Origin of the sequence: uncultured Intestinimonas sp. (assembly GCF_944387245.1) — a bacterium.
Lineage (GTDB): Bacteria > Bacillota > Clostridia > Oscillospirales > Oscillospiraceae > Intestinimonas.
In genome coordinates this window covers 23,093-37,427 of sequence record NZ_CALXEE010000011.1, presented here as the reverse complement: position 1 = coordinate 37,427, position 14,335 = coordinate 23,093, and the positions used below count along the sequence as shown (strand labels likewise).

At 64.0% G+C, this 14,335-nt stretch carries 12 protein-coding genes; 1 reads left to right on the top strand and 11 read right to left on the bottom strand.

Translation table 11 applies throughout. The annotated features are described in order from the left end of the window. Nucleotides 1–81: 81 nt before the first annotated feature. From Q0K15_RS03000 to Q0K15_RS02950, 11 genes are all read right to left on the bottom strand, one after another. Nucleotides 82–1,932, bottom strand: coding sequence for an FtsX-like permease family protein (locus Q0K15_RS03000; protein WP_294511954.1), 1,851 nt, complete (start codon nucleotides 1,930–1,932; stop codon nucleotides 82–84). Further along, nucleotides 1,922–2,689, bottom strand: coding sequence for an ABC transporter ATP-binding protein (locus Q0K15_RS02995; RefSeq protein WP_294511951.1), 768 nt, complete (start codon nucleotides 2,687–2,689; stop codon nucleotides 1,922–1,924). The genes Q0K15_RS03000 and Q0K15_RS02995 overlap by 11 nt, the downstream gene beginning before the upstream one ends. A 100-nt stretch (nucleotides 2,690–2,789) precedes the next feature. Then, nucleotides 2,790–3,455, bottom strand: coding sequence for a hypothetical protein (locus tag Q0K15_RS02990; RefSeq protein WP_294511948.1), 666 nt, complete (start codon nucleotides 3,453–3,455; stop codon nucleotides 2,790–2,792). 15 nt (nucleotides 3,456–3,470) lie between these two features. Next, nucleotides 3,471–4,598, bottom strand: a complete 1,128-nt coding sequence (locus Q0K15_RS02985) for a hypothetical protein (RefSeq protein ID WP_294511945.1) — start codon at nucleotides 4,596–4,598, stop codon at nucleotides 3,471–3,473. 33 nt (nucleotides 4,599–4,631) lie between these two features. Then, nucleotides 4,632–5,978 carry a permease prefix domain 1-containing protein gene (locus Q0K15_RS02980; RefSeq protein WP_294511942.1) on the bottom strand — a complete coding sequence of 449 codons (1,347 nt, stop codon included), beginning with the start codon at nucleotides 5,976–5,978 and terminating at the stop codon, nucleotides 4,632–4,634. Next, complete coding sequence (locus Q0K15_RS02975) at nucleotides 5,968–6,315, bottom strand: PadR family transcriptional regulator (RefSeq protein WP_294511939.1); 348 nt, start codon at nucleotides 6,313–6,315, stop codon at nucleotides 5,968–5,970. The genes Q0K15_RS02980 and Q0K15_RS02975 overlap by 11 nt, the downstream gene beginning before the upstream one ends. Nucleotides 6,316–6,456: 141 nt before the next feature. Then, a complete protein-coding gene (locus tag Q0K15_RS02970) occupies nucleotides 6,457–8,553 on the bottom strand; it encodes a CocE/NonD family hydrolase (RefSeq protein ID WP_294511935.1) in 2,097 nt (698 codons plus the stop codon). 136 nt (nucleotides 8,554–8,689) lie between these two features. Continuing rightward, the gene (locus Q0K15_RS02965) at nucleotides 8,690–8,989 is read right to left on the bottom strand and encodes a hypothetical protein (RefSeq protein ID WP_227604375.1); all 300 of its coding nucleotides are present in this window, start codon (nucleotides 8,987–8,989) and stop codon (nucleotides 8,690–8,692) included. A gap of 26 nt (nucleotides 8,990–9,015) precedes the next feature. Further along, nucleotides 9,016–10,362: an acyclic terpene utilization AtuA family protein gene (locus Q0K15_RS02960; RefSeq protein ID WP_294511926.1), complete on the bottom strand. Its 1,347-nt coding sequence runs from the start codon at nucleotides 10,360–10,362 to the stop codon at nucleotides 9,016–9,018. A gap of 47 nt (nucleotides 10,363–10,409) precedes the next feature. Further along, nucleotides 10,410–11,798, bottom strand: coding sequence for a citrate:proton symporter (locus Q0K15_RS02955; protein ID WP_294511923.1), 1,389 nt, complete (start codon nucleotides 11,796–11,798; stop codon nucleotides 10,410–10,412). Nucleotides 11,799–12,100: 302 nt separating this feature from the next. After that, complete coding sequence (locus Q0K15_RS02950) at nucleotides 12,101–13,459, bottom strand: sigma 54-interacting transcriptional regulator (protein ID WP_294511920.1); 1,359 nt, start codon at nucleotides 13,457–13,459, stop codon at nucleotides 12,101–12,103. A 222-nt stretch (nucleotides 13,460–13,681) separates the two neighbouring features. Here Q0K15_RS02950 and udk point away from each other — a divergent pair, with 222 nt between their 5' ends. Further along, nucleotides 13,682–14,296 carry a uridine kinase gene (gene udk / locus Q0K15_RS02945; RefSeq protein WP_294511917.1) on the top strand — a complete coding sequence of 205 codons (615 nt, stop codon included), beginning with the start codon at nucleotides 13,682–13,684 and terminating at the stop codon, nucleotides 14,294–14,296. Nucleotides 14,297–14,335: the final 39 nt, after the last annotated feature.

The window sequence follows — 14,335 nt, the reverse complement described above, 5'->3', positions numbered from 1 at the left end:
ATTTATAAAGTACAATACGAGGACTTTTTTGAGGGAATATGAAAATGCCTGCCGCGAAGAAAACGCGGCAGGCATTTTTGCTTATCCGTTCCCCCGGACTACGGTCCGGGCGCCGAAGTAGGTGGCCAGGAAGTAGGCCCCGTAGATGACCAGGAGGAGGGCGGCGGTGACCAGGGAGCTCTGGACGGAGTCCACCCTGCCCACCGCAGAGATGACGGCGTTGGCCGCTGTCATGCCCACGATGGAGTGGACCACGGCCAGGGCCAGGGGCAGGAAGAAGGAGAGAAAGACCTGGGTGAAGAGGGCCCGGCTGCGCATGTTCTCCGGGGCCCCCAGCCGGGCCAGAATGGCGTACCGGGGCTGGTTGTCGGCGGCCTGGGAGAGCTGCTGAAGGGCCAGTACCGCCGCGGCAGTGACCAGGAACACCAGGCCCAGGTATAGGCCCATGAAGAGGACCAGGATCTTGGTGCCCATGTTCTCCAGGTAGATCTGGAGCTTGGTGTTGGTGTTATAGGAGCCGGTATTATAAAAGTCGGGGGAGTCCAGAGCGGCGGTGAGGGCGGCCTCGGCGGCCTGGGGGTCCCCGGCGTAGTTGCCCACAAAGATCTGCCGCCGGACGGAGAGGGTGGAGGCCATGGCGTCGTCCACCACCAGATAGGCGCCGATGCCGGAGAAGCCGGTGACCAGGGTCTCCGTCCGCAGCTGGGGCAGCTCGGCCTCCGTGAGGCCGGACTTCCCCTGGAGGGCCATGAGGGCGTTGTAGTCGGTGAGGGAGAGGACGGTGTCCGAGGAGCCCTGACCGGGGACGGAGAGGTCGGGGTCGTTGTAGTAGAAATTGCAGAACCAGGCGTCCTTCAGCTGGGCATCAGGGTCAAAGCCGTTTTCCGCGAGAAGGCTGGGGATGTCGGTGGGAGAGACGTCCCCGCTGTAATTCTGGATGGTAAAGTCGTAGGGGGCGGAGGCGTCCGTCATGGCGCCGATGGTGTTGTTGAGGCCCACGCAGCAGGCGGTGACGCCGATGGCCAGCAGCAGGAGCAGGCAGATCACCGTCATGGACACATAGGTGGTGTGGATGCGGCTGTTGAACTGCCGCAGAACGAACATGTTGAGGTCCTTGTAGTAGAGCTTTTTGTGGCCCTTCACCAGCCGCAGCAGGAAGCCGGAGAGGGAGCGGAAGAAGAGGAGGGTCCCCAGGGTGCCCAGGGCCAGCATGAGGAAGAAGAGGGAGTCGATGCGGTTGATGCCCCGGATGAGCAGCATGGCGTAGGCGATGAGCAGCAGCACCACCCCCAGGAGGAAGGTGAGCACGCTCCGCCACAGGGGACGCTCCCGCATCTCCTCGTTTTTCCGGCCACCCTGGATGAGGTCGATGAGTTTGGCCCGGGAGACGGAGAGGCCGGTGAAGCCCATGACCACCAGGAAGATGACGCCGAAGTAGAGGATGGTCTTGACGATGGCCTTCCCCGACAGGATGAAGCCGAAGGACTCATCGGTGGGGTAGGAGGCGAACATGGCCATGGTGAGGAGGGCCAGGCTGTGGGAGAGGAGGACGCCCAGCAACAGACCGGCGGCCAGGGAGAAAAGGCCGATGAGCAGGGTCTCCAGCACCAGCAGCAATGAGACCTTCCCCGTGGGCAGGCCCAGCAGGAAGTAGGTGGCCAGCTCCCGTTTCCGCCGCTTCATGAGAAAAGTGTTGGCGTAGAGGATGAGGCAGGCCAGCACCACCGACACGAAGACGGAGAACACGTCCATGAAGATGAGAATGGTGTCCACGATGTAGTGGGACGAGCGGGCGAGCATCTGCATGCACCACTGGCTCTCCAGGGAGTTGAAGATGTAGAAGATGCACACGCCGAAGGTGAGGGTGAGGAAGTAGACGGCGTAGTCCTTCAGGCTCCGGGTGACGTTGCGGAGCGCCAGCTTACAGAACATCGGCGCTGTCACCTCCCAGCAGGCTCACCACGCCCAGGATCTGGGCAAAAAAGGCCTTCCGGTCCAGGTCCCCCCGGCGGAGCTCCCGATAGAGAACGCCGTCCTTGATAAAGAGGATGCGCCGGCACCAGGAGGCGGTGAAGGCGTCGTGGGTGACCATGAGGATGGTGGTCCCCTCCTCCTGATTGAGGGCGGAGAGCTGCCGCAGCAGCTGCCCTGCCGACTTGGAGTCCAGGGCGCCGGTGGGCTCGTCGGCCAGCACCAGGGCGGGCCGGGTGAGGATGGCCCGGGCGGCAGCCACCCGCTGCTGCTCACCGCCGGACATCTGGTAGGGGTACTTGTCCAGCACCCCCTCCAGGCCCAGCAGCTTGGCGGCCTCCCGCACCCGGCCCTCGATGGCCTTGGGGGCGGTGCCCAGGATGGTGAGGGCCAGGGCCATGTTCTCAAAGCCGGTGAGGGTGTCCAGCAGGTTGCAGTCCTGGAAAATGAAGCCCAGCCGTTCCCGGCGGAACCCGGAGAGGGCCTTGCCCTTCAGGGCGGTGAGGTCGGTGCCGTCCACGGTGATGGTGCCGCCGGTGGGCCGGTCGATGGTGGAGATGCAGTTCAAGAGGGTGGTTTTGCCGGAGCCGGAGGCCCCCATGATGCCGGTGAACTCCCCCTCCTCCACCGTAAAGCTCAGGTCGCTGAGGGCCTGGGTACGGCTGCCCTTGGCGCCGTAAACCTTTTGCAGGTGGGATACAGTCAGTATGGGTTCCATAGAAAAGACGACCTCCTTCGTGATGCTTTCATGCTATCACGAAGGAGGTAAGGGTCTCTTGAGAAGGAGTGAAGAAAAGATAAAGTTTTTCTGACAGGATTTAGGAGACCTCCAGGTCCTCCGGCGGGGTGAGGGTGTAGCTGTCCTCCACATAGCCCACCGCGTCGGTAATGGAGTCCGTCGGCCCCTCGGCCGATACGTAATGCATGCCGCCGTCCGCGTCGGCGAAGATCCAGCAGACAATGATGCTGGCAGAGCCGTAATCCTCACTGACATAGGCCCCGTAGACCTGGTAGGAGTCGATGCCGTTCAGGTCCACCTGGGCCCCCACGATGTCGGTGACGCCGTTTTGCTCCAGGTTGTACCACACGCTGTACGCCGCCGTCTCGGCGGTGATCTGAGCCTTCTGCTCCTCGGTGAGGCCCTCGTCACGGAAGGTATCCAGGCTGATGATGGTGCCGGCGCCATTGGAGTACTGGAGGGCGGTGGCCCCGTCCACATCCTGGAAGCTGACCCAGCTGGCCGGGATGGTCACATAGCCCAGCGCCTCGGTGCCCACCACCTGGGTTTCCTCCTCCGGTGCCGCTGGGTCCTCGCTTTCGACGATGGGGGTGGGGGTGTCGGAGGGCTCCGCCGGAGCGGTGGAGGCGGGGACGGGGGTGGGGTTGGCGGAGGCCAGAGTCTCCTCCAGCTGTCCGCAGGCGGTCAGGGCCGTGAGCAGAGCGGCCGCCGACAGCGCGGCCAGGGTGCGGGCGCGGATGTTCATGGTTTCTCTCTCCTTTTATGTCGTGTGGGATGGTCCCATCCAGGAAAGCTTGGTCTGGATGCCGGAGCGCAGCAGGCAGAAGTGGGGGGAGCGCAGCTCCACCTGGTTGAAGCCCACATGGCGCTGGCTGGGCTTGCCGGCCACCATCTCCTGATAGAAGAGGGCCTCCATCTCGGCGATGTCGCCCATGGTGAGCAGTTTGCGGTAGGCCGGAGCGGTTTGAGGCCGCAGTCGGCGGTACACCAGCAGAAGCCCCAGCCCGCCAAAGCCCAGCAGGAGCAGGAGCAAAAAGCCAGCCAGAAGGATGGCGCCCCCCATGTCGTTCAGGGAGAGCGGGCCTTCGAACTCATCCCGGACCAGATACCAGAGAAAAGCCGAGGTACCGGGGCCGAAAAAGAGCAGGGCGATTCCGATGGTCAGGTTGTCCTGGACCAGATACCGCTGGACCTGGCGGCGATAATAGGCTGGCCGGTCCACATAGGGGGCATCCTCCGGCTCCTTGCGTTCCGGGATACGGAGCAGGAGCCCCAGGATGAGGGAGGCGACCAGGAGAAAGTCCTTGAAGGCCACGATGAAGATGCCGTAGACCACCCACTTGACGGTGCCGGGGCCCACGGTGAGGATACTGAAGGAGAAGGGGCTGAAGAAAAGCGCACCGTAGAGGAACAGGAGGGTGACGGCCGCCACTCCCTCCACTCCGAAGGTGGCCAGGGCCCGCAGGGGCGTTGTGCGGGTCAGAAGGCAGTAAGGGAGGGCCAGGATGGGGAGAAGGGCCGCCAGGACCAGGATGGTCAGCACCCCGTTCACCGTCAGGGTGAGGGAGCGCATGAGATCGGCCAGGTAGGGTTCGATGGGGGAGAAGAGGAAGGGACCGAAGGCGATGGCGGATACCATGGCGTAGACGCCGATGACCAGGAAGGGGATGGCGGAGACCATCACCTTTACTGTCAGGGAGCGGTTTCCCATGGTGGCGAAGAGAAAACGGACCTCTCCGTAAAGGGAGAGGATCAGCTGGGCCATCACCGCCGCAACACCTACGACGACGGCGCCGCCCTTTCCCGCGCCGCTGGCCACCACGCAGCCCAACAGATCCCACAAAAACATCGCTTCCGACTCACCCTCCAGGATATTAGAATACCTCATTATATCATCATGGCGGGGAGGGGTCTACTGTGTTTATGGTATTTTACGGTATTGAATCAGCAGATTCCCCTTCCCGAAGGGCAGGTGGAGGTCCAGCTGGTTTGGAAAGGGGAGGGGGCGGGGCGGCTGGTTGGCGAGGCCGTCCCGCAGGAGGGCGTCCATGCGGAAGACGGAGAGGAGGAAGCCCACCAGGAGACAGTTGAGCAGCAGATAGCCCACGCCAAAGGAGAGAAAGGGAAGGGAAAGGGGCCCCAGGGGAGAATAGCCCAGGTTGAAGAACAGGTAAAGTACGGCTTGCAGGAGAAGGGGGAGGAGGGCAGAGAGGGCCAGGAGCTTTCCTGTCCGGCTCCGCAGCTTCCACACCCGCCGCAGCAGCAGAAGGGCGGCCAGGGCCAGGAGGGCGGCGGTGAGGGGAAAGACCCACCGTCCCGCCTGTTGGGCCAGAAAGGCCAGCATCAGGTCGGTGCTGCCCAGGACGTTGCCGAAAAAGTCTGGGTCCGGGCCCTGGCGCAGATGGAGGTAGAGGTACCCGACGCCGTTGGGGTCCAGCTCCGGGTGGAGAAAGCCGGCCAGCCGCCGGGAGAGATAGCCCTTTCGCAGGCCGGAGAGGAGCGGCACGCCCAATCCGAGGAGGGTGGGAAGGAGGCTCAGAAGGAGATTTTTCCACCGCCCCCCCTTAAACCAGCCCAGCCCCGCTGCCGCCAGGAGGATCAGGGTCATGGCGGAGCCGGAGAGCAGATAGGCGGAGGCAGAGGGGATCAGCATGGCGGGGAGCGGGAGGACCCAGGCGGCCAGCCCCCAGAGGAGGGCTGTGACGGGCCCTCCATCCCGCCGCCTGCACAGCAGGGCGGCATAGAGGACGGGCAGGAGGAGGGTCACATAGAGGGCTATGGGGCGATAGGTGCCGTTGGTGTTCAGAACGGCCCATGCGACGGCGGCCACGGTCAGCCCGGCCGCCCACCGGCGGCGGAGGAGCAGGGTGCAGTCGGAGAACCACACCCCGCACAAGAGAGCAAGGGCGATGGGCACCCATACGGCCTGACGGGCGTAGAGATCCATCATCCCCTGTTCGCTGGCCTCATAGGTCCTGTATTGGAGGAAAAGGCCTGCCAGGGTCAGAAGGAGGACGGCCAGGGCCAGACCCCAGCGGTTTTTGGGCCGGTGGAGCCGGTCCAGGTCCCGGCCCACCTCCTCCGGGTCCCCCATCTCGGCCACCGCCTTGTTCAGAGCGTCCGCCTCCTCCAGACCATCGGCCCGGTAGTCGGCGGCCTGGTCGGCGATGTGGTCGGAGAGCTCTCGCAGCAGGGGTTCTCGGGCCCGCCGCCACCGGATCTGGGCGCCCACGGCAGTGAGGTAATCCGCCAGAACTTCACGCGCCACAGAACACGCCCCCTTCCAGCACGCCTCGGACCCCGTCGGCGTAGGTCCGCCACTGATCCGCCTGTTCCGCCAGGGCTCCCCGGCCCGCCGGGGTGATGGCGTAGTACCGCCGTACCCGGCCGCCAACCTCTCCGTCCCGGGAGGTGACGTAGCCCTGGGCCTCCAGGGTGTGGAGGAGGGGGTAGAGGGTCCCCGCCTTCAGGTCAAAGACGTGGTTGGACCGCTCCCGCAGGGCGGCGATCATCTGATAGCCGTACATCTCCTGCCGGGAGAGGAGGGAGAGGAGGAGCATCCCGGTTCCCCCGGGGACATTCTTTTCCCGCTTTTCCCGTGCCATGGCAAGACCTCCTAATAGATAGATTATCTATCTATTATTATATCGGTGATCTATCTATTGTCAAGAGGGAGCGAGAAAAGGCCGAAGGCCGCGGGCAATGCCTGCGGCCTTCGGCCTCTAGAAAGGTGGGAAACAGAATGCTCAGCCCGCCACAGAGAGGGTGGGCAGGGTCACGGAGCTGGGATAGTCGCCGCCCAGGTGGATGGTCTGGTTGGCGATCTTGGTCTCGGTCTGCTCGGCCCAGTTGCCCACGGTGTTGGTGTGGCTGGTGAACTCGGGGAAGTCAGAGGAGGAGATATCGATGCGGATGCGGTTGCCGGCGGAGACGGTCCACACGATGGGCAGGGACTCGATCTTCATCTCCACCACCTCGCCGGGAACATAGTCGTACACGGCGGGGGCGTAGCGGTCGTTGCGGTAGGCCAGGGTCAGCAGGCCGTTGCGGATGTTGTGGGCCACGCCGTTGGCGTCCACCTCACTGATGGTGTAGGTGAAGGCGGTGTCCTCCACGTCGGTGCTGACGAAGAGGTCGGCCACCAGGTTGCCGGCCAGGGTGGTGTCCTGGGCCACGGGGTCGCAGACGAAGCTGATCACGTCGTCCCGGTAGCCGGCGGGGGAAAGCTCGTTGCTGCCCCGGAGCTCGCCGGTGGTGAGCAGGCACTCGCCGCCCTCGGTGAGCTTGGGATCGGTGGGATCATAGACGTAGCTGATGGTGTCGGCCTCGGCGGCGGGTTCGCTGGAGAGGAGGTAGGCGGTGCCGTCGGACTCGGTGGGCTCGGTGGTCAGGTAGTAGGTGAGCGCACCGTCGCTCTCCATGGGGAAGGAGTCCAGGTGGACCCACTCGTCGTCGCCCACCACGTAGGCGTCCACGCCGGTGGCGGGAACGGTATCATTGACCATGATGCTGTAGAACCAGTTAAAGGTGTCGGTGTTCACATCGTAGGTGTAGTTCTCGCCGCCCTTCCAGGCCGTGGCGAAGCCGAAGCTGTGGTTCCAGGGACCCAGGACCATGTGGCTCTGGGCGCGGGTCTCCTCGCTGAGCATGTTCCAGGCCTCGATGGTGCCCTCGTAGTGGTGGTCGTAGTAGCCGCCGAAAATGGCCACGGGCACGTCGATCTCGGGGATGGCGTTCTTCAGATCGCCCCAGCAGCCCTCATCCCAGTAGGGGTCGGTGAAGTCGGGGTGGTTGATCCAGTCGTCGTAGCCTTCCACGTTGCCGCCCCACAGGTCGTCATCGGCCTTGATGCCGGGCAGGTACTGGGCGGACTCCAGATAGGCGTCATAGTCATAGACGTCGGTGCAGTTCTGCATGGTCCAGGCGATGATGTTGTCGGCCGCCACCAGGCCGGAGTGGCTCACGGAGAGGTTCCGGAGCACGCCGTAGCACTGGGCGTGGAGGGCCTTGACCTTCTCAGGCAGGGCGTCGCTCACGATCCAGGTGGTGAGAGCCAGGTAGGAGTGGCCGTGCATGCCGATGCTCTCCACCCAGTCCTGGTCGTTGAGCCAGTTCAGGCTGGCGATGCCGTCGGCCCGCTCGTCCACGTTGGCCACGTACACACCTTCAGAGCCGCCCTTGCCGCGGCAGTACTGGTAGACGTAGGCGAAGCCCCGGCTGGCGTACTCCTCGCCCAGGGCGTCTTTGGTGGCCTCCTGCTCGGGGTAGGGTCCGCGGGTGAAGGCGGTGGGCCAGGGACCCTCGCCCACAGGCTTATAGACGATGGTGCGCAGCTTCACGCCGTCGTCCATGGGCACCATGACCTCATAGCGCTCATACTCATAGGACTGCTTCACGCCGTAGTCGTTGGCGCGGATGGCGTTCCGGGTGCCGGCCATAGCGTCGGCGGCAGCGGTGGCACTCTCGCCGTCCACGGTCACCACCGTGTCGGCGTACTGGGCCAGAAAATCGGGGTCGATGTAGATGCGGTCATCCTGGAGCAGGATGGGGGCCTCCACGGCGCCCTCCACGTAGCTCACGTCGGCGGTGCCGGCCATGGGCTGGAGCTGGATGGACCAGATGCCGTTGGACAGGGTGGCGGTGAGGGTGGTCTGGTCCCAGGCCACGGAGAGGCCCAGGTCCTCGGCGATGGAGCGGAGGGGGACGTACTGGGTGCCGTCCTGGGTGAGGACGGGGTAGCTGGGGGCGGCGGCGGGCTCCGCCTCGGCGCCCAGGGCCGGAACGGCCAGGGACATGGAGAGGGCGCCTGCCAGCAGGGCGGACAGGAGCTGATTTTTCATCATTTCATGGACCTCCTAGCACGATGTTTCCTCAAAGTGGGGATAAAAACGGCGCGCAGCCGCAGGGCCGCGCGCCGCCCCACCGAAAGAACGGTGTAATGTGTTGGGGAGAGTGGGAAACGTATATTTGGAACGGAGATCAGATCTCCATGTCCAGCAGATAGGAGCTCAGGCCCTTGCCGTGCATGTCCACGGACAGGGAGCGGGTGACGCCGCCGCCCAGAGCGGCATACATCACGAAGTTGAGGGCGTGGATGTTGGGCAGCTCATAGCGGACCACTTCACCCTTGACCATGCCCTTGAAGTGCTCCTTCACCTTCTCGGCGGTGACCTTCTCCTTGAGGAGCTCAAAGTCCTTGGGGTCATAGGCGATGAGGGAGATGTTGGAGATGTTGCCCTTGTCGCCGGTACGGGAGTGCGCGATATCCCAGAGTTTCATAGCTCTATGCTTCCTTTCTAACGAAATCAGACTTCAAAGATCTCGACCGCGGGCTTTACGTCGTAGCGGCTGACCAGGATGGAGGCCACGGAGACGATGTCGCGGGTGCGCTTCACGGCGCCGCAGCCGCCGGCAGGGCCATTGGTGTAGAGGGCCTCGACCTCGTTGCCGATGATGTCGGCGTCGGCCTTGGTCTTGGCGCGGCCGGCCACGCGGACGCGGACCTCGCTGGGCTCCTCGTTGTACTTGTAGTCGGGGTTCCAGTAGAGGCTGTTGCAGCCGATGAGGTCGAACTTGAGCTCGTCGAAGGTGTTGGGGGCCACCAGAGCCAGGCGCTCCTTGATGATGTCGATGGCCAGCTTGCCGCGGGCCACGCAGCCGGGGCCGCCGTAGCTGATCTCGCCGTCGCCGATGTAGCAGTCGCGGTAGCCGATGGAGCACTTGAAGGTCTCGGTCTTGGGCTTGCCGGTGGCGCCCTCCACCTGGACCTTGTCCTTCTCCACCTCAGTGAATTTGACCTGCTTGAAGTTGGCCACCACGTCGGGGGTCAGGTAGTTCTCGGGGTCGTGGATCTCGTAGACGATCTGCTCGGAGCAGGTCTCCACGGTGACCTTGCCGCCGGCCTCGGGGACCTTGGTGACGAAGAAGGAGCCGTCCTCGGAGATCTCCACGATGGGGAAGCCCAGGTGGCCCACGCCGGGCACGTCCTTCTTGCCGGGCTCGGCAAAGTAGCCGCCGGTGACCTGGCCGCCGCACTCCAGCAGGTGGCCCATCATGGTGCCCTTGCCCAGCTTGTCCCAGTCCTCCAGGGACCAGCCGAACTCGTGGATGGCGGGGGCCATGAAGATGGCGGGGTCGGCCACACGGCCGGTGATGACCACGTCGGCGCCCTGATCCAGGGCCTTCAGGATGCCCTCCACGCCCATGTAGGCGTTGGCGGAGACGATTTCGCCGGGCAGCTTGGACAGGGGCTCGTGGGTCTCCCACACCTCGGTGTCCATGTACTTGTCGATGACGGGCAGCAGGTCGTCGCCGGTGACGCAGGCGATCTTCATGCCGGTGAGGCCGTGCTTGCGGGCGATCTCCACGCACTTCTGCGCGGCGGCCTGGGGGTTGGCGGAGCCCATATTGGTGATGAGCTTGACCTTGTGCTTCCAGCACAGGGGCAGGGCCTTCTCCATGCGGTGCTCCAGCAGGCCGTTGTAGCCCTTGGTGGGGTCCTTCAGCTTGGCCTGCTGGCCGATGGCGATGGTGCGCTCGGCCAGGCACTCGTAGCTGATGTAGTCCAGGTTGCCCTTTTCAATGAGCTCCAGGGAGGGCTCCAGGCGATCGCCGGCGTAGCCGGCGCCGCTGCCGATACGGATGGTTTTCATGGCATTAGCTTCCTTTCCAATGATTCAGAATGGATGTTATGACAGGATCAGATGGCGATACCGCCGATGATGATGGCCACCACGACCGTGATCAGGGAGACCAGCCAGGCCAGAGGAATGGTCTTCTTCTGGTGCTCGCCCAGGTCCACGCCGGACAGGCCCACCAGCAGGAAGGTGGAGGCGGTCAGGGGGGAGACGGGGAAGCCGATGGTCATCTGGCCCAGGATGGCGGCGCGGCCCACATCGGCGCCCACAATGCCGAAGCCCTGAGCGGTCTCGGCCAGCACGGGCAGCACGCCGTAGTAGAAGGAGTCGGGGTCAAAGAGCAGGGAGGCGGGCATGCCGATGATACCGATGACCAGGGGGAAGAACTGGCCCAGGGAGTTGGGGATGACGGAGACCAGGGCGTTGGACATCTCGGAGATCATGCCGGTGCCCTGCATGATGCCGGTGAAGCAGCCGGCGGCGAAGAGGACGGAGCACATCATCAGGCACTCCTTGGCGTGGGCGTCCACCCGGGCCTTGGACTCCTTGACGCTGGGGTAGTTGATGACGGTGGCCAGCACGTAGAAGACCATGAAGACCACGGCGGGAGCAAAGCCGGAGAAGAGCAGGGAGACGATGGCGGCGATGATGAGGATGATGTTCACGACAAAGAGGTGGGGACGCAGGAGGGCCTTCTGCTCGTCGGTGAGCTCGGCCTCGGTGTGGCCCACGGACTCCAGGGCCACATTGCCGATGCGCTTCTTCTCACGGCTGCCCAGGAAGGCGGCGATGACCAGCACGCACACCAGACCGACCAGGACGGCGGGCAGGACAGGCATGAAGAACTCAGTGACAGTGGCCTCAGTGCCCTCCATGGTGGCGAGGGCGGTGTGGGCACGGATGGTGGGGCCGCCCCAGGGCAGGATGTTCATGGTACCGGCGGAGAGAGCCACGATGGTGGCCAGGGTGGTACGGCGCATGCCCAGCGCGTCATACAGGGGCAGCAGGGCGGGCACGCAGATCAGGAAGGTGACAGCGCCGGAGCCGTCCAGGTGGACGATGGCGGCCAGGATGGCGGTGCCGATGCCGATCTTCACGGGATCGGTGCCCACCATGTTCAGGATGCCCTTGATGATGGGGCGGAAGGTGCCGGCGTCGGTGAGGATGCCGAAGAACAGGATGGAGAAGATGAACATGACGCCGGTGGCGGCAACGGAGCCGATGCCCTTGGAACCGGTGATCATGCCGCCCAGGCTCTTGAAGTTGGCCACGAAGTCCACCACACCGGCGGTGCCTTCGGGCGCCCCTTCAGGAACGACTGCGATGAAGGCGCAGGAGATGATGCCGGTGACCACGGGGACCGCGATCAGCGCCACCAGCGGCGAGGCCTTCTTGGTCATAATCAGGACGAGCATGACAATGACCGTGATGAAACCGAGTGCTGCTAACATGGATTTACCTCCTCTTTCTTTTCGGGCCGCAGCCCGTTTCAGAGATGCAATCCTCTCTTTTCGATTGCACTTGTTTAAAAAGCAAACGCTGTGCCAAAACCGGTTACAAGTGCGAAAAAAGTCCGGAAACCCTTGAAATAAAAGGGCTCCGGACTTTTTCAGAAAGAGGCGGAGAGAAGAGAAAAAATTCTAAAATTCTGGAAACGCATCCGGAAAAATTGGTAGGACCAAAACACCAAACCCAGGGTTCAAGCGGGAGTTCCAGGATTTTAGAAGCAGATTCTAAAATCCTGGAACTCCGGTCAGGAGGGGGAGGAGCCCAGCTTATTGTAGAGGCTGGACAGAGAGATGCCCAGCTCGGCGGCGGCCTTTTTCTTGCCCTCCAGGGAGGAGCCGTATTTCTCCATGGCCTTGCGGATCTCCCGCTGTTCAAAGGCACGGACCCGCTGGGCCAGGGTGGCGTCGGGCTGGGGGTCTCCCTTGGGGCGGCCCAGGTCGCCGGGGAGGGCGTCGGCGGTGATGATGCCGGAGGGGGTGAGGTAGGCGGAGAACTCCAGCACGTTCCGCAGCTCCCGGACGTTGCCGGGCCAGTCGTGGGAGCGGAGGCGCTCGGCGGCGTCCACGGTGAGGGTAAAGGGCCGGCGGAGCTTGTGGGAGAGCTCGTTGAGGATGGAGTTGGCCAGGGGGGAGATGTCGGCGGGCCGCTCCCGGAGGGGCGGGATGTGGAGGGGGAAGGTGCTCAGGCGGTAATAGAGGTCCTTTCGGAACTTGCCGTCCCGCACATACTGGGGCAGGTCGGCGTTGCAGGCGGCGATGACCCGCACGTCCACGTCGATCTCCTTGAGCCCGCCCACGGGGCGGACCCGGTGCTCCTGGAGGACCCGGAGGAGCTTGGCCTGGAGGCCGATGTCCATCTCGGAGATCTCGTCCAGGAAAAGGGTGCCGCCGGCGGCGGCCTCAAAGAGGCCCAGCTTGCCGCCCTTTTTGGCGCCGGTGAAGGCGCCCTCGGCGTAGCCGAAGAGCTCGGACTCCAGCAGGTCGGCGTTGAAGTTGGAGCAGTTGATGGCCACAAAGACCCCGTCCCGGCGGGGGCTGGCGTTGTGGATGGCCTGGGCGTAGAGCTCCTTGCCGGTGCCGCTCTCCGACTCCAGCAGCACGGTGGCGTCGGTGGCCGCAATCTTTTCGGCCAGGGCCTTCACCGCTGCCACCGGAGGGGAGACCGCCACGATGTCGTCAAAGGTATAGCGGGCGCCGTTGGCCCTGTTCAGACGGCGGAGGACCCGCTGGCTCTTGGCCTCCATGGCGTCCAGCTCCTGGCGGGTGCGGTAGGCGTCCTCCAGGAAGGTGACCACCGAGATGCCGCCGATGAGGGCGCCGTTTTCGTAAATGGGGTACATGTTGACGAAGTAAAAGTCCTGGATCTCCTGGCGGGTGATGTGGAGGTGGGGCTTGCCGGTCTCCAGCACCTCGGGGAGACGGGCGCCGGGCCGCAGGTCCCGGAGGCGGTAGCCCTCGATGGGGCCGATGTCGCCGCCGGCCTCCTTGTTGAGGAAATCCCGGTAGGCCCGGTTGCCGAAGACGATGATCCCGTCGGTATCGATGATGGTGATGCCCTCGCTCATGGCATCGAAAGCGGCGCGGGCGGCGGGGTTGAGCTCCATGGAATACACCCTTCCTGTCAAAGACAGCCGCGGCTGCGGCTGAGCACCTAGATTATAGCCTTCCGACAGCAGGAACGCAAGAGGCGGGGCGGGCGGAGCCGGAAGAAAGCCCCGGGCCTTGATTTTCAAGGCTTGCGGCTTTGTCCCGGAGGCATTATAATGGTCACTGAGAGAACGATCCTCCGAAGGAGGAAAGAAAAGGAAGGACGGTGGAGCAGCCACATGGATACCATGATCATCGGCATCGCCGGTGGCACCGGCTCCGGCAAGACCACGCTCACGGAGAAGCTCAAGGCGGAGTTCGGGGAGGACGTGAGCGTCCTCTACCACGACAACTACTACAAATCCCACAGCGAGATGCCCTATGAGGAGCGGACCAAGCTCAACTACGACCACCCCGACGCCTTCGACACCGATCTGATGATCCGGGACATCCAGGCCCTCCGCCGGGGGGAGACGGTGCACTGTCCCGTCTACGACTACACCATCCACGACCGCTCCGGGGAGACGGTGGAGGTGCGTCCCACCAAGGTCATCATCGTGGAGGGCATCCTCATCTTTGAGAACCAGGCCCTCCGGGATCTGATGGACATCAAGATCTTCGTGGACACCGACGCCGACGTGCGCATCCTGCGGCGGATCATGCGGGACGTGAAGAAGCGGGGCCGGAGCCTGGACTCGGTGGTCAAGCAGTACCTCACCACCGTCAAGCCCATGCACGAGCAGTTCGTGGAGCCCTCCAAGCGGTATGCCGACATCGTGGTGCTGGAGGGCGGCCACAACCTGGTGGCCCTGGACATGATCATCGGCCGCATCCGCGCCCACGTGGCCGGCTGAAAAAGCAGAGAGTCCCCGCGCCCGGCGCGGGGACTTTTT